Here is an 18,864-nt window from a genome sequence, read left to right on the forward strand (position 1 = left end):
TTAAGTGAATGAGAAAGAAAAAGTATACCTATTTAAGGTCTCTCTAAACAAAAAAATCTATCGCGAAATGGCATTGAAAGGTAGAACCACTCTCTATGCTTTTGCAAAAGAGATTGTCGGTGCTTTTGACTTTGAGTTTGATCATGCGTTTGGTTTTTATGATAACATTAAAGATATTCACAAAAGCTCAGAGGCGTATACGTTATTTTATGATTTTGGTGATCCAGTTAATGATAATGAAAAAAGTGTAAAAAAATCTTACATATATAAAGTTTTTCAACTCAACAAAAAAATGTTATTTCTTTTTGATTATGGTGACGATTGGATGTTTTTAGTGGAGTGTTTAGGTATAAGTGATCCTAAAGATAGTATAAAATACCCGGTTGTGGTTGAAAGAAAAGGTGCTGCACCTCCACAATATCCTGACTATGACGATGAGTAATAGAGTTTAGATGTTACTTCCTATCAAATTCTTCTTAAATCTTATTTTTTTAAACTTTGTGGTACGTTAAAGAAAAAAACAACCCCCAGAGTTGACCTTAGAATCGCACTTTAGGCTTTGGATGTACTTTTTTTGGTGNATCTTTTACAACCACTGCTGTAAACCCCATAAAAACCGCAGCAAATGAATCTATGGATTTAACGGCATCAAAGACCACAAAAATGCCAATTATGCTGGATTCAAACAAGGCTGAGCGATAAGTTGTTCCAAATCTTCTACTTTTTCAAATTTGGTATTGGGCTTTATAGCATTATACAGGGCAAAACCCATACAAACCAACCCAAGAATCCCTCCAATTACCGCTATAACGTGTACTTTGGAATATTCAATCAGTAGATAAGATGCAACACAACTTACCAATAATACCGCACCAACAACACCAGCTACAATTGGTTGAATTGATGATTTTTCGAGACTATTTCTTCTTGAGTTGTTCAATTTCAGCTTTAGGAACGCCAAGCTACTAGGTCAACAGATATGCCAGCTTTAATTTGCCACTTCTATTTCCCCTATTTTTTTACCCTTTTCTTTATTAATCTGTATTCTTTTGGATACCGACATAATTAATGAATAAAATTTATCACGTATTTCTTCATCCTCAATTTTGTTATACTCTCTCACTAAATCTAGTACTCCATTTTCTCCTTCTCTATCTTCATTACTTCTTTCAATTTCAACGTTGCCTTTTTCTATTAGTTCACTCGTTTTTGGCAGTAGAGTTTTAGCGTGCATTGACAATTTGTCTGCTATGTTAAGTAGTTTTCCTATTTTCATGATATGGGTTCCTTGCTCATAGCGTCTTATTTGACCACCTGTTAAACCGACTTTATTTCCTAAATCCTCCTGACTACATCCCCTTGCTAGCCTCCAGTCTTTCATATTTTCCCCTGTTTTATAGGCTATAAAATTAACTATCTCTGTTTTATTATGTTTCTCAAGTTCATCTTTAGACAAGCCTGTTGTTTGGAGGATGACATCAACAGAAATACCAGCTTTAAGTAGATTCTTTGCCACTTCAGCTTCTCTACCCTCTTCTTCCCCCATCTGGATAGATTTATTTAATGCAGAGGCCATCTTACATAATTCCTGATTCCTAAATTTTTTACATTCTCTAACTATATTTAATGTTTTTTCTACCTTATCTTCAATTTTCTCTGATATCGTGGATTCAGGCAGTAGTTTTGCCATATCAATCATTAGTTCCACTACTATCATACAGAATGTAATGATTGAAATCGGATTTTCCCCTCGCTCATATCTGGACATTTGCTTCTCTAATACTCCGACTTTACTTCCTAAACCTGCCTGAGTATATTGTTGCTTTTCCCTCTCATGTTTTAATTTTTTCCCTACTTCGTAGTCTGCAGACCTTGTCATGCCTCTTTAAAATATTTTGAGACAAAGATATACTCTTTTATCTAAGATTCTATTAACTCTCCTACCGCACAGAAATGTAAAATAGGAGAGTTGAGCTTCTCTAAATATGCGCACCACGACTGATAAGGTATTCCTTCACGTCCTCTTTATATCTTTTATCTTGATATTCACTATCTTGAGTAGCCAAATGCAGCGGTGTATTGCCATTTTTGTCTCTGACATTTATATTTGCCCCATTTATTACAAGACATTTGACCATGTCAAAGTTACAATGTTCAGCAGCTATCAGTGGTGCCATCTTCTGTTGTAGCATTAACATAAGCTCCTTTCTCTATTAGGTATTCTACTACTTCAACATTATCTCGCTCAACAGCATCAAGTAAAGGTGTCCAGCCGTTTTTTTCTACAAAGTTTACATCAACTCCTTTCTCCTCTACCAAATATTTAACAACATCCAAGTGGCCATTTAATATCGCTATTTCCAATAGATCATTGCCGTCATAAGTGACATCTTTTCGGCTCATCAGATATTTTATAGTATCCAAATCACCACCTACAACAGCTTGACCAAATAAAGTACTGCCATATTCATTAATTGGTGCCATGGGATCAATACTCTTTTCTTCTACAAAATATTTGACTATTCTAACATGACCATATTGAAATGCATAATATACGGGAGTACCTTCATTGTCAGTAATATTATAATCAGCACCCTGATCTATTAAAAATCTTACCACATCAATATTTCCTGAATAGACAGCGTAATACAACGGAGTCCAACCATGTTTATCTGGAGCATTTAAATCAGCTCCTTTCTCTATAAGATGTTTAACTGCTTCAAGATTACCTTCTTCCACAGCTAAATGCAAAGGCGTATTTCCTTTATCATTCTTAACATTAACATCTTTCTTATCTACTAAATACTTTTCTATGATATTACACATACCAACCTCACTAAACTAATAAAACTGTTCCATTCTACAGACACAAACATTATTTTTTTATTAACTGCAAAACCCGTATAAATTCCTACATGCACTGCTAATTCTCTNCTCATGAGGGCATTCACAATTATGCTAATATCTTATATATATTAATTAATAAACTCATTTCCTTCCCTCTTCAATGGCTTCTTCTATGACAACAGCTATTTTGTTCAGTTTCTTCAACTGATTCACTTCTAGGTTTTTACGCATTTCCTTCAGCACCTTTTGATAAAGATCTTGTCTTTTCTCATTATCGAGCAGTTTGCAGTATAGTTTTAGCTGCTCAGGGGACCTCAATAGAAGCCGTTCTATTATATTGCTGCTTCCTGGTTCTAATTTTTCACGTTTGTTACTGCTATTACTCATAAAAATCCCCACTCATTAAAGACTCAATTCTTCCAAATGTTTACTACTGTTTTCTTAGTAGTATTGGCATAAAGCTATCTATTTTGGTGGAAGTCAATAAGTTTTTTAAATATTTATTTGTTATTATTAATAGTAAATATATTGATTGCGTTAGCTTCACAAACTAGGAAGAGATTTAACATCTAGTTGCTCTACATCGTCTACTTTCTCGAGCTTGGTGTTGGGTTTCAGAGCATGATACAATGCAAAACTTATGCACGCTAGTCCAACTATTCCCACAACCGCTGCTACTACAGGCATTTTCATAATATATAATGCAACACCGCTTGCCAATAACACTGCACCAACAACACCAGCCAGGATTGCTTGTCTTTGTTGCATTAATGGTCCTTCTTTTTCGTCTGTAGCATCAAAACATGGTTCAGCGGAAGATGGGCTGTCAGCTCTATCAACGGAAGTTGGCTCTACAGTAGTTGAATCATTTTGCGCTTCTTCGCTGCTTTCAAACATTGGTTGTTCTATCTCACTTTTTTCATTGATATCTTTACATAATTGAGTGTCGGTCTCTGTAGCTTTGTCAATTGCATGAGTAGTATCTTTATTTGTTACACTATATTTACATATTTCATGCACTTCCTTACTATTTTCATCTTTAGCTGTAGTAGTTTTAGCTGTTACAACAGTGGACTGCTGGGTTGCTCTCTCATTAAGAAGATTTCCCAGTTCTCTTACAGCTTCACTATTTTTACACGCTTCAGCATAGGTGAATGGGGTGTAAGTCATTTCCTTGCCATTTGAATGTTTTATCGTTATTCTCTTTTTTAGAATATCTTTCAAAATACCATTTTCCTCAGAGGTTTTTAACACTGCTCTCATAATGTCATTGTCTCTACGTGATATAGCATCTGTAAGTATTGTATGATTTTCTTCCCGACCATCTGAATGTTTTGTGGTCATCTCTTCATTCAGAACTTCCTTTAATAGTTTTTGTTTTTTGGCTTCTTCTAAAAGATCTTTTACAGCTTGATTATTTTTATGACTTATAGCATAATGTAGTAGTGACAACGTCTTCTCTCTACTCTGATATTTATAAGTTATTTTTGTTAAAAGAATCGTGCTTGCGTTATAGCTGGACCTTTTGAATATTCCATTTCTGAACCTTCCAGCAATACCTTTCCCTTCCTCTATTTCTCTTACTAGCTTTTGAATATTCTTTCCATCTTTATTTGTTAACTCATATATATCACATACTAATGTCAGTTTTGACGTTTTCATAATCTCTATTAAAATTTGTTATATTTAATGTGTGTAATTTAAGAGCATGTCTTCAAACTCAAGAATGAGCTAATTTGTGAAGCATAATAGTGATCATATTAAAAAAGATGTTATTTTTTGAAGTGAGAGGAGAATGCTCATAATCCTTACTCATACGTCTAAAATTGGAGAGCCAAGCAAAGGTTCTCTCAACAATCCAACGTTTAGGAATAACCTGAAATCCTGTATCAACTACTTTCTTGGTAATCGTCAACAAACATCCAGTTTCCAATAAACAGCGGTTTTGCAATTTACCTGTATATCCTTGATCAGCAAAAAACTTACGTAATGTTGGAGCTTTGCATTTGGCTTGAACAAAAAGATTTAGTGCACCATCACGATCTTGAATGCTTGCACTGTGTACTTCAGCAGCAATTACAAGACCTAGAGTATCTACAACGATGTGGCGTTTTCTACCCTTTACTTTCTTGCCAGCATCATATCCTCTGGATCCCCTTTTTGAGTGGTTTTTACTGATTGACTGTCAATTATTCCTACTGATGGAGTTTCATTCTTACCAATTATCTTTCTTAGTTTTTTAACTAGAAAATCATGAATTTCTTGCCATATTCCACTTTTTTTAAACGCGAATTACAACTATACACGGTTTTCCATGGTGGAAAATTCTTAGGTAGTTGTCTCCATTGACAGCCTGTTCTCATCACATACCTTATTGCATCGATAATCGTTCTGATACTGTGTTTTCTTGGTCTGCCGGTCTTTTTAGGTTCAAAATATTGCTCTATCATCTTCCATTCTTTGTCACTTATATCGCTTGGGTACATTTAAAATATATCTTATAACACACTTCTTAACTCCTTTCTACTTAGTTTGAAGACATGCTCTAAGACGCTAATTTGTAAAATTTTTCTACCTGCTCACTCCACAGCATCGGTATTTCTTTTAAATCTACTAGCCTCAAATTACTTGGCTGTCTCCCATTTACTATGTCTTCTTTAATCTTTGGAGCTAGATAATTTAACCTTAAAATTTGTTGTATACGTCTTGTACCTATATTAATTTTAACGCTCAGCTCCTTCACACTTTCGTATTTTCCTTCTTCTAGTTGCCGTTTCCATAGGTGAGCTCTCACCACTGCTTTTAGTAGTACATTATTTGTTTTTCCTTCTGGTTCTACTACTGTGCATTTGTTTCCTTTCTTCTTTAAATTCATTGGTATAAATATCTCTCCTGATTCAGAACTTACTACTACTCCATCTTCTTTTACCATTACTCCCTTTATTAACTTTTTCACCACTTCTTTCTGTTTTCCAAAACTTAAATTTTTCCATTCTTCCGCTTTTTCTTGCCAATTTTTGTATAGGTGCTCTGCTCTCTTCATTACTTCTTTTTCCACTTCTCCGGCTATTACATTTCGGTTTCCTGATTCACAACCCTTTCCCCTTAAATGGTTATTGCATACATAATATCGGTACCTTTTATTCTCTTTTTTTGCGTACGTCAGAGTCATGTTTACATCACAGCTCTTGCACTTAATTATTCCCTTTAGCAATGCTTCTTCATATTTTGCTTTTCTATATGGTTGATCCTTTATTAATTCCTGTGCCTTTTGCCATTTTTCTTCCTCTATTATCGCCTCATGCTTCCCCTCATACTCTTTCTCATAATGTCTGATTTTTCCCATGTATACTGGATTTGTTATTATTCTCCTTACCGTGGCCTTTTTAAAGATATCTGATTTCGTTCGGTACCCTTCTCTGTTTAACTCTCTTGCCAATTCTGCCATTGACTTCAGCTCCATATACCTCTCAAATATATGTTTCACCGTCTTTGCTTCTTTCTCATTTATTATTAATTCTTTATCTTTTACATCATACCCTAGCGGCAAAGTTCCACCCATCCACAATCCCTGCTCCTTTGATGTTGCTATTTTATTTTTTACTCTCTCTACTATCATTTCTCTTTCTAGTTGTGCCGCCCCTGATAACACTGTTTGCACAAATTTTCCCATTGGCGTATTATTGTCGAATATCTGCGTCACTGCTACAAAACTTATCCGGTGCCTTCTAAAAAANNATGATGTTACTTCTATGCAGTCCTTTGTTTCTCTTGATAGCCTATCTAGCGTATATACTACCACGCAGTCTACCTCTCCGGCTTTTACATCTTCAAATAATTCCTTTATCGCTGGTCTATTTAAATTACTCCCTGAGAACCCTCCATCATCGTACCTTTTGGCCAACACTACCCACCCTTCTCGGCTTTTTATATACTTCTCACATGCTACTCGCTGNNCGCGTCCAGGCTATTAAACTTCTGCTCTAGCCCGTCTTCATTTGATTTTCTCGTATATATTGCGCATCTCACTTCTTTACACATTTTTTTCTCCTCAACTTCCCTTTTTATCACGCATTCCGAACAACAACGGTCCGTTATAACTCATTCCCATTATTTTTCCTGCTACTGCCGATAATGATGTATAAAACTCTTCTCTGTAGATCAATCCTGTATCCATTACCATTATTGCATGCGTTTCTTTACCCCTTTCTAATATCAGCTCTGTTCCCGCTGCTGGCAGTTTATCGCTACTTATTCTTTTTCCCTTCTCTAGCCGATCTGCTAGATATTCTAGTCTTTTTGCCCCTTTTCTTGACATTTCTCCATACGCTTTCTCCTGTATTCTATATGCTAATCTCGGTATCAAATACTTTTTTGAATGTCTAGGTGCTTCTTCCACGAATACCTTTTTCCATATTTTCCTCAGCTCTACCAGCGATTTTTTCTCTAAATATTTTACCTCTTTTTCTACTTTTTTTTCCATATAATCACCTGAATTTTTAAACGCTATAGCACTTTCTCATCCACAAGCTCTTCTTTTACACCTGCTGCCGTGCTTTCCGATACAACNNCCCTTACTCTTTCTATGAACTCCCTCTGTTTATTTGCCATTTTTACGTTCTCTAACACTTCTATTATCTCTTTATTATTTCTCGCATAATACATTGCTGTTTTGCCAAATTTATCCTTTTGCTCTACTTCTGCTCCGGCTTTTACTAGCTCTTCTACTATTTTTATCTCACTTACCATGCAGGCAAGGTGTAATGCGGCAAATTTGCTACTTCGTTCCACTGCGTTTACATCGGCTCCTGCCTTTATCAGCTCTTTTGTATTTTCTACACGTTGTCCCATGACTGCTAAGTGCAGTGGTCTATATTGTCCCGCATCTGCCACATTTACATTCGCTCCTTTTTTGATTAATAACCTCACTTTTTTTGGATCTGGCATTCCCACCGCGTAATGCAACATCGTCCTCCCTTTTGTGTCTTTTTTATTAATATTTTCTATTGAGTTATCTAATACCTCTTTCCAAGACTTATTAAATTCTTCTCTTTCTTTCTTACTAAATTTTGCCATGACNNGTTCCTCAGCTATTAATGTAATTTAAAGTGCCTCCAATTTGGCTCACTTTAGCGCTTGGTAATCCTTGTTTGTTTACCAGCTACTTTTTCACTTAGGGCTGTTTTGGCATAAAAAGCAAGTTTTTTTTACAAAATATATAAATTTTTTCCGCATATTATATTAAGATATAAATCTATATGTTTAATTTGTTAAATAAAGCCACTTGCTTCTTCCTATTTCTCTTCCATTCCCAAGGATTCTTTTTCTATTAATTCCACTACTTCCTTAAAACTCATCACTTCTCCCTCCGGTCCTTTATTACACCTTTCCATTATTTCTTCTATTGCCTTGTTTGCTTCTCCATACATCACTGCCACATCTCTCATATTCACTCCCTTCTTTTCTAAATAACTTGTCACTTTCGGGTAAATTTTTGCATAGTTTAGTGGGCTACATCCAAATTTATCTACTGTATCAAGATCTCCTCCTGCCTTTATCAGCTCTTCTATTGTTCCTATTCTTCTTGCTAAACAGGCTAAGTGTAGTGGTACTGCTTTATTGTTTGATTTTGCATTTACTGTAGCTCCTCCTTCTATCAGCACTTTCACATTTTTTCTTCTTCCTAAAAACGCTGCTAGGTGCAACGGTGCCTCGCCTCTATTGTTTCTATCGTTTGTACCTGCTCCTTTTTCTATTAATAACTTTATTACTTCTGGCTCTGACACCTGTACTGCTCGGTGCAATATTGTGCAACCTGCTGCGTCTTTTTCATTTATTTGTTGAAACCTGTTTTCTGATAATGCTTTCAATAACCTATCAAAAACATTCCTTGCTTCTTTCCTTGACATAACATACCTCACTTTCCCTTTGAAATTTTCGCAACCAAACTCTTTGCTTTTTTTTGAGCTCCCTCCTCACCACATCTTGCTTAAGTCTGCCTTCAACACTTCATCTATCATTTCGTTCACTTGGCTCATTATCTTGCTTGCTAAATTTTTACATTCTTCCTTTATTAGTGACTTATCTTTCTTCCTTATTTCTCCTATCTCTATTATTTTTAACTCAGGTAAATAGCTCCTATTCAACATGTCTGCTATTTCTCTCACTAGCATCTCTATTCCATAGCACGTCAGTTCTCTACTTTTTGTTATTCCTCCTTGTTTTCCAAAGAATTTCCTCGCCTTTTCACTCTCTTTGCTATCACATAGACGATACTTTTCACTTTCCCAGATATAGTACATTGGTGTTGCACCATACTTATTCAGTTGATTAACTTCAGCTCCGGCCTTTACTAGCTCTTTTATTATTTCAACTCCTGCTCCTCCTATTTTGCATGCAGAGTGCAGTGGCGTACATCCACTGACATATTGAGTGGCATTTACTTCCGCTCCTTCCCTTAGCAGTACTTTTACATTTTCTAAGCTTTTCGCAAATACTGCACAGTGTAGTGGTGTATAACCCTTTTTATCTCTTGCATTGACGTCTGCTCCTTTCTTGACTAGAAAACTTACTTTTTCTCTTGTCGACATTCTTGCTGCCTTATGTAGTATCGTTTCCCCTTTTTCATCTTTNNTTTCATTAATATTCTTAAACGAGTTCTTTAATAATTCATAAAATGACTTACTAAAAGATTCTCTCTTTTCCTCACTGAACTTCATACATACCTCACTATAAAAACATACGCCAATTTGGCTCTCTTTAGTGCAAGATCAATTTTTTTTGTTTACTTGCTACTATTTAAGTTATGTGCGTTTTGGCATGAAAAAGCAAGTCTTTTTCTTTTTATTTCATACACTTTAACCTATTATTAACATAATATATGAGGATATAAATATAAGTACTTAACTTATTATAGATATTACTTGGTTATTTTTCCAACTTCTGTGCAAATGTCGATGTTCGTGCCACGTTAGTACACCTGGGTAAAACACCAAAATGTAATTTTCCGGTTCGTGTATTGAATCCTTTTGCTCTGAATTTACATCGCTTTCAAAATGAACATAGTGCTTTGCTAAACCAAATCTTATAACTTTTTGGTTGGTAAAATCTTCTACCTTGTAATGGTGAGTAACGCTAAACCTTTCTAAAATTGGCTTGTACTTTAAATTCCACAGTTGTTCAGATAGTTTGCTACTTCCTAGTAAAAATTTATCCCCTTCCTCTTCTACGCTCGTAACCGGAAAACATGCGTTTATTTCCCCTAAGTTCCAGCTATCTGATAATACTATCTGCGCTTTCGCAAACTTAATTGCCGGTAATAAGCTCTGTGGTAGCGGATATAACGTTTTTAAATTATTCCACTGATGACTTCTTTCATAAATACCGTTATAATTCTTTGTGTGAGGCTCGGTTTCTCCAAGTATTGCTACATCTAATCGATATATGTCATTACTAAATGCTTGCTCATAATGAACCCGAAAAGTACTAAACTTAAAACTTGGATTTAAGATTTTTAGCTCAAATGCGTTCTTCCGACCAAATGATAACACTGGTCCATCTTCTTCTATTTTTACCCCTGAATAGTCAGAAAGAAGATCTCCAAATAAACTCTCATCCAATATAAATCTCTGCGCATTATAATAATCGTTAAAAATCCTCATCAATCTGGATCTTACAGGCAGTGATAGTTTTGCCAGCTCTACTACTGCATCTACGAAGAAGTCATTTGGTACGTCTCTTATCCCTACCTGCAACTCAAAGAAATGTTTTCCTGGAGGTTCCTCGATAATTGTAATATCTTCTATATTTGCCCATTTTAATGCTATTTTCAGCGATGCTGGTGTTCCTTTTAGTCTTTGAAATTTTACTCCTTCTTTAATCGATTTCTTCTTATCCTTCACCCATGATAGAATTTCTTCTAGGCCATATTCTTCGATTAACCAAGGTAGGATTTCTTCTTTTAAGCCGAATTTAAATCCCTTAATGCAACTTGGATCTACTTTGTAATCAATAGCCTCTACTAATGCTTGCTCTTNGTTTTGTTGCATTTGGGGGTAATAGCATTAATTCAACTCAACATTTAAACTTCTTAAGGCAGCGCACTCATTTCCCAGTACCACAACATCCTCTCTTGGCTCTATTAATTCCACGTTTTCCACTCCTTCTACGAACAAATTCGCTATAATCCATGATCTTGTAATACTCCATCCGAGTCTTTTGCTTGCTTCAAACTTTTCGATAAATTGCTTTTTAATTTCTTCCTCTGATGTTATAGAACTTATGCTAATTTTGCTGTGGATATCTATTTCAATAATATTGCAACTTACCACTTCAATCGTATCTGTTAAAATCCTCACATCCTCCTTGTTTAGCTGATTTCTGACAATTTCTAGTAATTCTTTTGGCGGTATGCCAGTTGTGGATAATTGTGTTGATAAGATTGAAACTTGTACTTTTCCTGGTACCAGAGATTCTACTAATGCATCTTTAACTCTCATATCCGCTGATAATGCATAATACCGATAATACTCTTTCTNTCCTCCTGTTCTCCAGCCAAATATCTTTGCTTTAATTCTTTTTCTAAATTGTTCGTCATCTTCCCCCTTTTCCCTTTCTACACCATAAAACTCAGCTAAATTATCAAGCTCTTCTCCCCTTGCAAACTTGAGTAAATTGCTTTTTACCGCTTCGTTTATTCTTTCTCTCAGCAAAAGTTCTCGCCAGGCTGCCACTTCCAGAACCTTCATTGCTGGATCAGATTCTACTAATGCTGTAAAACTTGCATCACGCTTCACTAACTCTTCCTTCATCCGCGCAAAAATCTCTTCAAAGTTCAGTGGTTCAGGCTGCTGCATTTTTAAACAACTACTCCATTAATATTTATGAACTTACCTTCTGAAAGATAGATACCTTCTAAATTCAATGTTACTCTCCCTTCTTTTACTTCTGTTATCTTCACTTTCTCTAATTTAAACCTTCTCTCCCATTTTTCTAGTGCTTCTGCTGTTGCTGCGTAAATTTCTAGTGTTAAATCACGATTTACTGGCTTGTCAACTAATTCGAACAACCTCGACCCATAATTTCTCCGCATTATTCTGCTATTAATAGGAGTAGTTAATATATCAATAATTGATTGCTTTAAATGTTCTATTCCTTCTAATGCCTTACCTGTTCTAGCACTCATTCCCTTCATATCTTTATCCAGAAAAACGCTGCTACTTCCTCCTATTACCTTAAATCCACAGGAAACTGTATCTCCTACTCTTCCTACACTAAGACCATTTGCAAACACTGTTTTTGATACTTGAATCATTACTTTTCCTTCACTAAAACTGTCTCCTTGTCTACATATTGACTTACCGTTTACAAAAACATTATTACTGCCGCTAATACAGAAATGTGGTATAGCTTCTCCACAGTAGTCTCCTAACCTCACTATTCCTTTGTTCAATTTAAGTCGATCCTTTCTGCTTTCAGTTTTATTCCACTTTTTGTCATTTCTATGCTCGATTCTCCAGCTTTCAGTGTTATTTTATCTACTACTTCAATCTCTAAATGATGTTTATCTTTATCGTATGACAACTTTGTTCCATCTTGAAATGTTAAGCTACTCACCTCTTTTTTATTTTCTGGTGCAGAGTACTTTTGTTGATATATTCCAAGAAGTACTACTCCTAAAGATAATTCTCCCAGCGGGGAAAGTATAACTACTTGCTCATCAATATCTGGCGGACACCAATCTCTATCTTTTCCTGCTTTACTTGTTATCCACGGTAAATAATCTGTTAAAAATTCTCCTATTTTCACTCTTACTTTTGCTTTTTCATAATCTATTTCTTTTACAACTCCTATACGAACAATNNGTTCGCCAATTTCCTCTGTAATTCCGAAATTGCAAAATTATTTTCTAACATTTATTTCACCGATTTCTATTTTGTGTGGCCTAAATTTTCCTTTTTCCCAAATAGATCGCCCTACGTGTATTGTATGCACCCACTCTACCATCCACACCAAATATGCATCTAATTCGGGTCTAAATCCATCTGGCTCNNCTGCAGAAAGAAATTCAGCCGGAGATACATTCTTCCCTTCCCAGGTATTCTTGTTCACTACTCTTGCTACTTCTGCTGCTAATGACCTTACAACTAACGAGGAATCCTCGATTGTTCCATCAACTACAATCCTTGCCTCAAATCTTGCTCTCAGCGCTAATTCTTCTGTCCCTGGATCTTTTCCCGTTTCTAAACTCACAAGCTCTACAAATAACGCTGGCGCTACTAATTCTTTCCTTATTGTTGGATAAACCTCACAAGTTTGAATTGCTGATATTTCTTTCTTCAATATCCTGCAAATTGCTTTCTGCAACTCAGTTAAAATCATACTTTTTGTNNTTAGTTCTAATTCACGCTCAAAATATTTCTCAAATATCTCTTCTGTTTCATAATTAACTAGCCCATTTATTATTTTTGATGCTTCTGGCTCCAGTCCTAATTTTACCTCTTGTATTGGCAAAGCTTTTCTTCCTTCACGCCTAAAAACACCACTATTTCCTCTTGGCATAACTGCTACAAATCCTCCTATAAACGGATGTTTTCCTATTTTTGTACCTCTTTTTGTTTGTCTCATCTTGCCCATTGCTGATACTCTAATATCATACAAATTTGCTCTAATTAACACGTCTAATCTGCTAGTTTTCGCCTTAAAAATTCTTAATCTCTTTCTTATCAAACTTAATTTTATCTTCTTTTCTTCACTGATTTCCTTAGCTGCTTTTGCTTTTAACCATAGTGCTGTTCTATTTAGTGCTTTTATAGCTGCCAGTTTTACTTTCTGCTCTTTTCCGTCAATATTGGAGATTATTTCATTAATATTGTTACTAGTTTTAATATTAAACACTTTCTATTGCCTCAATTTTCCATATTTTACCTGAAGAATCTTTCAATGGTGGTTCAAAAATCTTGTAGAACCTTTTTTCAATCTTGATATAATTACCTATGCTAAAGGAAGTAATGTCCTGATCACGTATTTCTATAGAAGCAATTTGCTGAGTTAATGCTCCATCTGCACCTAAAGAATACGTAGTATCTGGACGTTTAATTAGCACTTTTATTTTACGAATACCCTCTTTATTTTTATTACAATATGTGGCTTCCACTCCTAGATGCTCAAAACAATCTTCCAATAATTTTCCTATATTCATCAACTAGAACTAATTTTTACCAAAACTGCCGGACGATGGCACATTGGCAGAGGATTTGACTGAGTATGTAAATCGGTCCCTCTATCAAATCTTCTTGGCTCTTGTTTTGCATATAGTGGCTGTCCAAGCGTATTCACTGTTTCATTAAAGTCTGCTGGCGCAAAGTATGTTGTAAATGTGCTTGCTGTACCAAGTGGAAAACAGTGTCCTGTATCTCTTTCTATAAATCTTCTTACGGTTCCTTCAGGATCAGTTGCTTGTCCTCTGTACTCCTCAAATGTTATTCCACAGAACGTAAATCCTGATCTCATATCGTTTCGGAGCGCTGCTCCTTCTTGCCATCTCTCATATGCTTCTTTTACTTTGCTATGCGATGTTAATGCATCAAAAAACTCAGAACTTACCAGCGCATGAATCCCAGTCATATATTCACCACTTAGGTTATCTTCTATGTGCCGCAATACTTCCAGACATTTTCGTTTTACATCTGTTGTTGCTGTTCCTAGCGCAAAATTTACTACTTTTGGTGTAATTTCAAATTCGTTGTACAGATTTAATAATTCACTGCCATCTGCGTCCAGAATAATCCCTTTCAGCGCTCCCATTCGCAAATGCTCCAACGTTATTGCATGTTTATTTCTCATTAGCTGTAAATGGTCAGTTATTACATCTGCCAGCGCTTTAAGTTCACTTTCTGATCCAAATGCTCTTATTCCCTGTACTTCCTCTGGTAACACTACATCATCATGCGGAATGTGCGGAATCGTAAATGTTCTTACCTTCCTTTTTCCTCTTTTTCCTACTGTTGCTGGCGCCCCGGGTACTTGTGTTGGCAATAGACTTAAAACTCCGTTGTGTTCTTCTATGGTAATATGTCGAAATCTTACTGACCTACTTGGAAACAAATTTAAATTCTCAACTCGTCCATAATTTATCGGCAATATGTTTATCGCATTTGTCAGTGCCGTCATACTAAATGCTGGATTTGTAAATGGATTTTGCATTTTTTTCTCCCTTTTTTCCTATTAATGATGTTTTTTAGTGAACTCGTTAGACCCCCTTGCGGATAATGATCCCCCGTCCTTCAAGTTGCTTTACTGCTGCAGCTTTCTGCTCTTCAGTGATATTTGCTGGCCATACAACTGCATGATCAGCTAACATTGCTATACGTGTAATGATTACCGCTTTAGTATTTTCTATTGCATTTACATCACTTACTATTACACCTATCGCTGTTTGTGTGCCATCTGTTCCAGTGGGATTAAGTACTCTAATAAAACCATCGTCTGTCTTCTTCGCAACTACTGCACCAAGCTTAATATTTTGACCTTTTGCTACTGTTATTTGGTCTCTTGAATATAGACTTGATGCTTCATATTTTAAAAGGTCACCAAGGTTATTTTGTTCGGTTATACTTGTCATAAATTTTGCNNTCCTTTTTTCTTTAATTTTATCGCCATGTTTGATACGCGGCGGTAAAAGATTTATAATAATTTTGGCTACTTGTTTACCGCTGTGTTTGTAGCTGTTATACGCCGCGGTAAAAGATCTGTAATTGCCTAGTCTGGCGGACTTTGGTCGCTTATTTACTGCGGCGTTTGTAATTGCTGATACCTAAATTTCTCAAATGCCAGATTGCGCTCGAGTTCTTGCTACCTGCATCATCAAGTCTTCCGGTGTATTTTGCGGTATTGTACTCAAAATCTCTGTCTTTTTTGTTCTCTCCGCCAGTATCGACATTAATATTTCTTGGGCTTGCTTTGCATTTACATCCTGTTCAATAAATTCTCCTATCTTCTCTGGCATCTTTGATAAATTACACAAACGTATTAATTCAAGAACTTCAGTACGATAGCNTGTCATTCTTGATTTTATTAGTTGGAAATTATCAGTTTNCTTTAGGTCAGTTGTAGTTTGTTCATTCATAGTAATACTCCTATTTTTATTAATAGATTTACTCGAAAGAATTGTAATTCCATCAGCAAGTCCAATTTCTATTGCTTTCTCACCAAAATATAGCCCTGCTTCTGTTGATTTGATTCTTTCCATGGACAAATTTCGGTTTCTTGCTATTAGCTGGACAAACATCTCATATAGGCGATTTACCTCTCCTTGCAAGCTTTCCAGACTTTCAGACGTTATCGGCTCATGCGGATTTAAATCGTTTTTTCTCTTTCCTGCAAATACTGTGGTATATTTTACCCCCTGTTTTTCATCAAATCCACTTTGATCTATATGACTTGCTATTACTCCTATGCTTCCTACCCCAGATGTTCTGCTTACATACACCTTTTCAGCGCTAGAAGCTATAGCGTACGCAGCAGAGTAAGCATCATCATTTGCTATCGCCACAATCCTCTTTTTNNTTGCCCTTGCTTCGTAAATAAAGTCAGAAAGGTCGAATAAACCGTTTACTTCTCCTCCGGGGCTGTCTATGTCCAAAATTATTGTTTCTACTTCTTCATCTATTAAAGCTTCTTCTATCTCTTCNNTACGTATCTTTTCATATGACGTCATCCCTAAAATATCGTCAAAAGCTTCTGAATTCTTCGTCAAGATTCCATGTATTGGTATTACTTTTATTCCACTTTCACTATTTTTTACTGCATGTTTTATATTTTTAAACGTCGGATATTTTGCCGCATGTAATGATAATAGCTCAAAACTCCTTGGTTCTACCATTACAGCTTTATTTAACCACATTGCTTGTTGTTTCATATTACCTCAGCGTTAGAATTTATGTCGGTATCAAAGCTTAAACCTAGGTCATTAGCACGTCTTTGGTCCTCAGCAATTTCTTGGTCGATTTCTTCTATATCGTAACCCAGCTCTGATACCACCTCTGACCTGCTCTTAAACCCATTTCTTACCGCCATTTGCTGTGCTTGCTGATCTTTCAGCGGGTCTACCCAATCAAACCCTTGCGCTATCCATTTTACCTCTTTTACCCCTTTTTTTGTCCATTCTTCTCCTATATCGAGTTCTCCTGAGAGTAGGGCTAATTCTAACCACCTATCCCATACTGGCCGGCAAAACTGAAATACCATTATATTATGCTGTAACATTCCGCACCTCCGCCGAAACTCTATTAACCCTGCTCTTATCGATGAATAATTAACCCCGGTAAGATCTCCTGTTAGCTGCTCATACGTTATCCCCATACCTACTGCTATTGCTCTGAGCTGCTGTTTCATAAATGCTTCATAACTTCCTCCAACATCAGATGGTTCCGAAAATTTTATATCTTCTCCTGGGTCTAAAAGTTGCATTGTTCCAGGTTCAAGACCAGATAATGCTACCCCTTGTTCATTACTCTCTCCTTCTCCCATGATGTTTGCTTCAGGATCAAGTCTCGTAATAAACCCTGCAAACATCGCTGCTGTCTTTTTTCTCACTAATTCTGCATCATCATATTGATCTAGTTCATAGAGCTTTAACAGTACACTGGACAACCATGGTACTCCTCGAATCTGCCCAGGTCTTAGTGGTCTATAAATATGTAAAACATCATTTGCTGGTACTCTAACTGATTCGCCAAACGAGCCTTCTCCTGGATGTTCTCTAAATAGGTAGTACGCTTCTCTTTGCCCAAGCCTATTGAACTCAATGCCGTTTCTAATTACATTACCGTTGGCAAGGGTTTGATTGCTCTTATTGTCTAAATGCTCTGATTCAAGTACTTGCAGTTGCAACGGTACACAAAGACCATCTTCTCGTTTTCTTGTTCGGAGTCTTACAAAACATTCTCCTCCTTCTATCATGCTCCTACAAACCAAAGCTTGTAATCCATAAAAATCACTCACTCCGCTAATGTCTGCTTCATCTGTCCATCTCAGCCATAATTCTTGCACTTTTTTCCGAAACTCTGCATCTTTCGCCTTTGACTGCGGCTTTATTCCTGTTCCAACAGAGTTACTCACTATCGTATCGATGATGTTTGCTGCATACGAGTTCTTTCTTACCATGTCACGTGATCGACTTCGTAAAGTTTCAAGACTATGCGAGAGTAAGCTATTTATACTTCCTGTCTCTGGTTGAAAGTGCAATAATCTTCTTCCAGATCCTCCTGCATCCCACGCTGAGCTTTTTGGTTTTGGTCTTCTGTTAAATAATTGTTTGAATGATTTCAATAACATCACGATATCCAAAAATCTTTTAATTCTTCTAATGTCCCATTGAATTTATTTCGGTCACATGGGCCTATCCCTTCTACTGAATTTGGCTTTTCTCCGCTTTTTCCGTCAGTGTATTGCCATAGAGTCCAGTTTCTCCATCCTATTGGTAATGTTGGTTCTCCTCCCCATTTCGCTAACCAAAGTGGACATTCAGTTAAACTTGGAGTAGCAAAATCCTTGAGAAAATACGCATTTCCATAAATTAACGGCAAACGTCCGGTTACTAAATAGACCCTATTTACAAAGTCCTCTGCTTGTTTTGGCGTTATACTTTCTCCATCTTTATTTTCTTCTATATCAAGAGCTAGCAATACTTCAGAAGTATCACCAACTGTTTCTAAAAAATGCTCAGCTTGGTCTTTTCCGTTTTCTCCCACTCCAAAATGGTATGCTCCCCAGAGAATTTCTTCTTCCTCAGCGACTTTTCTTCTTTTTGCATACTCACCATCTACATATTTTAGTCCTTGGGTTGCTTTGTGAATTATACCTAATATGCCATCTTCTTTTGTTAATCTAAAATCTATGTCCTGATTCCAGTGCGACAAATCTATCACTGCATTTATAAGCATACCTGGTGTAGCGGTAGCTATCATATACCTCAAATGCTCTAGAAAATCTGGGTATCCATTTTCTACCATGCAA

General features: G+C 36.2%; 22 protein-coding genes and 5 pseudogenes. 1 reads left to right on the plus strand and 26 read right to left on the minus strand.

The genetic code is table 11. From position 1 onward, the window contains the following. Window positions 1–4 precede the first annotated feature (4 nt). Window positions 5–442: an IS1096 element passenger TnpR family protein gene (locus NOX90_RS03850; RefSeq protein ID WP_375603614.1), complete on the plus strand. Its 438-nt coding sequence runs from the start codon at window positions 5–7 to the stop codon at window positions 440–442. Window positions 443–670: 228 nt separating this feature from the next. On the opposite strand, the gene NOX90_RS03855 is transcribed toward NOX90_RS03850, so the two are convergent. From NOX90_RS03855 to NOX90_RS03980, 26 genes and pseudogenes are all read right to left on the minus strand, one after another. Next, window positions 671–940, minus strand: coding sequence for a hypothetical protein (locus NOX90_RS03855; RefSeq protein WP_375603615.1), 270 nt, complete (start codon window positions 938–940; stop codon window positions 671–673). A 48-nt stretch (window positions 941–988) separates the two neighbouring features. Beyond that, window positions 989–1,879: a helix-turn-helix domain-containing protein gene (locus NOX90_RS03860; protein WP_375603616.1), complete on the minus strand. Its 891-nt coding sequence runs from the start codon at window positions 1,877–1,879 to the stop codon at window positions 989–991. 100 nt (window positions 1,880–1,979) lie between these two features. Then, window positions 1,980–2,192, minus strand: coding sequence for an ankyrin repeat domain-containing protein (locus NOX90_RS03865; RefSeq protein ID WP_375603617.1), 213 nt, complete (start codon window positions 2,190–2,192; stop codon window positions 1,980–1,982). Further along, complete coding sequence (locus NOX90_RS03870) at window positions 2,155–2,826, minus strand: ankyrin repeat domain-containing protein (protein ID WP_375603618.1); 672 nt, start codon at window positions 2,824–2,826, stop codon at window positions 2,155–2,157. Before NOX90_RS03870 ends, NOX90_RS03865 begins: the two co-directional genes overlap by 38 nt. A 162-nt stretch (window positions 2,827–2,988) precedes the next feature. Next, complete coding sequence (locus NOX90_RS03875; RefSeq protein ID WP_375603619.1) at window positions 2,989–3,234, minus strand: hypothetical protein; 246 nt, start codon at window positions 3,232–3,234, stop codon at window positions 2,989–2,991. Window positions 3,235–3,390: 156 nt separating this feature from the next. After that, the gene (locus NOX90_RS03880) at window positions 3,391–4,509 is read right to left on the minus strand and encodes a hypothetical protein (protein WP_375603620.1); all 1,119 of its coding nucleotides are present in this window, start codon (window positions 4,507–4,509) and stop codon (window positions 3,391–3,393) included. 58 nt (window positions 4,510–4,567) lie between these two features. Further along, window positions 4,568–5,026 carry a transposase gene (locus NOX90_RS03885; RefSeq protein ID WP_375604575.1) on the minus strand — a complete coding sequence of 153 codons (459 nt, stop codon included), beginning with the start codon at window positions 5,024–5,026 and terminating at the stop codon, window positions 4,568–4,570. A 64-nt stretch (window positions 5,027–5,090) separates the two neighbouring features. Further along, entirely contained in the window at window positions 5,091–5,333 is a 243-nt protein-coding gene (locus tag NOX90_RS03890; RefSeq protein WP_375603621.1) for a transposase, read from the minus strand. Window positions 5,334–5,392: 59 nt separating this feature from the next. Then, a pseudogene (locus NOX90_RS03895) lies at window positions 5,393–6,888 on the minus strand (recombinase family protein). Window positions 6,889–6,898: 10 nt separating this feature from the next. After that, on the minus strand, window positions 6,899–7,330 hold the full coding sequence (locus NOX90_RS03900; RefSeq protein WP_375603622.1) for a DUF2924 domain-containing protein: 432 nt from the start codon (window positions 7,328–7,330) through the stop codon (window positions 6,899–6,901). Window positions 7,331–7,353: 23 nt separating this feature from the next. Beyond that, entirely contained in the window at window positions 7,354–7,923 is a 570-nt protein-coding gene (locus NOX90_RS03905; protein ID WP_375603623.1) for an ankyrin repeat domain-containing protein, read from the minus strand. A 218-nt stretch (window positions 7,924–8,141) separates the two neighbouring features. Continuing rightward, window positions 8,142–8,756 (minus strand): ankyrin repeat domain-containing protein, encoded by a 615-nt coding sequence (locus NOX90_RS03910; protein ID WP_375603624.1) that lies wholly within the window; start codon window positions 8,754–8,756, stop codon window positions 8,142–8,144. A gap of 66 nt (window positions 8,757–8,822) precedes the next feature. Next, a complete protein-coding gene (locus NOX90_RS03915; protein ID WP_375603625.1) occupies window positions 8,823–9,566 on the minus strand; it encodes an ankyrin repeat domain-containing protein in 744 nt (247 codons plus the stop codon). A gap of 183 nt (window positions 9,567–9,749) precedes the next feature. Then, window positions 9,750–10,911, minus strand: a pseudogene (locus tag NOX90_RS03920) (phage tail protein). Further along, the gene (locus tag NOX90_RS03925) at window positions 10,911–11,702 is read right to left on the minus strand and encodes a baseplate J/gp47 family protein (protein WP_375603626.1); all 792 of its coding nucleotides are present in this window, start codon (window positions 11,700–11,702) and stop codon (window positions 10,911–10,913) included. The pseudogene NOX90_RS03920 and the gene NOX90_RS03925 overlap by 1 nt, the downstream one beginning before the upstream one ends. A gap of 2 nt (window positions 11,703–11,704) precedes the next feature. After that, entirely contained in the window at window positions 11,705–12,040 is a 336-nt protein-coding gene (locus NOX90_RS03930; RefSeq protein ID WP_375604600.1) for a GPW/gp25 family protein, read from the minus strand. 12 nt (window positions 12,041–12,052) lie between these two features. Next, window positions 12,053–12,298, minus strand: a pseudogene (locus NOX90_RS03935) (PAAR domain-containing protein); the annotation flags it as partial. Beyond that, window positions 12,295–12,761, minus strand: a pseudogene (locus tag NOX90_RS03940) (phage baseplate assembly protein V). The pseudogenes NOX90_RS03935 and NOX90_RS03940, both read right to left, overlap by 4 nt. Further along, a complete protein-coding gene (locus NOX90_RS03945; RefSeq protein ID WP_375604601.1) occupies window positions 12,748–13,227 on the minus strand; it encodes a hypothetical protein in 480 nt (159 codons plus the stop codon). Before NOX90_RS03945 ends, NOX90_RS03940 begins: the two are co-directional and overlap by 14 nt. Window positions 13,228–13,242: 15 nt before the next feature. Continuing rightward, window positions 13,243–13,743: pseudogene (locus tag NOX90_RS03950) on the minus strand (phage tail protein); the annotation flags it as partial. Continuing rightward, the gene (locus NOX90_RS03955; RefSeq protein ID WP_375603627.1) at window positions 13,736–14,047 is read right to left on the minus strand and encodes a hypothetical protein; all 312 of its coding nucleotides are present in this window, start codon (window positions 14,045–14,047) and stop codon (window positions 13,736–13,738) included. The gene NOX90_RS03955 and the pseudogene NOX90_RS03950, both read right to left, overlap by 8 nt. Beyond that, window positions 14,047–15,051: a major capsid protein gene (locus NOX90_RS03960; protein WP_375603628.1), complete on the minus strand. Its 1,005-nt coding sequence runs from the start codon at window positions 15,049–15,051 to the stop codon at window positions 14,047–14,049. The genes NOX90_RS03955 and NOX90_RS03960 overlap by 1 nt, the downstream gene beginning before the upstream one ends. 46 nt (window positions 15,052–15,097) lie before the next feature. Continuing rightward, window positions 15,098–15,469, minus strand: a complete 372-nt coding sequence (locus tag NOX90_RS03965; RefSeq protein ID WP_375603629.1) for a head decoration protein — start codon at window positions 15,467–15,469, stop codon at window positions 15,098–15,100. A 201-nt stretch (window positions 15,470–15,670) separates the two neighbouring features. After that, window positions 15,671–16,765 (minus strand): S49 family peptidase, encoded by a 1,095-nt coding sequence (locus NOX90_RS03970; RefSeq protein ID WP_375603630.1) that lies wholly within the window; start codon window positions 16,763–16,765, stop codon window positions 15,671–15,673. Then, the gene (locus tag NOX90_RS03975; RefSeq protein ID WP_375603631.1) at window positions 16,762–18,183 is read right to left on the minus strand and encodes a phage portal protein; all 1,422 of its coding nucleotides are present in this window, start codon (window positions 18,181–18,183) and stop codon (window positions 16,762–16,764) included. The genes NOX90_RS03970 and NOX90_RS03975 overlap by 4 nt, the downstream gene beginning before the upstream one ends. Then, window positions 18,183–18,860 (minus strand): glycoside hydrolase family 25 protein, encoded by a 678-nt coding sequence (locus NOX90_RS03980; RefSeq protein WP_375603632.1) that lies wholly within the window; start codon window positions 18,858–18,860, stop codon window positions 18,183–18,185. Before NOX90_RS03980 ends, NOX90_RS03975 begins: the two co-directional genes overlap by 1 nt. Between the last annotated feature and the right edge of the window lie 4 nt (window positions 18,861–18,864).

Source organism: Wolbachia endosymbiont of Anurida maritima, assembly GCF_042182995.1.
Taxonomy (GTDB): Bacteria; Pseudomonadota; Alphaproteobacteria; order Rickettsiales; family Anaplasmataceae; genus Wolbachia.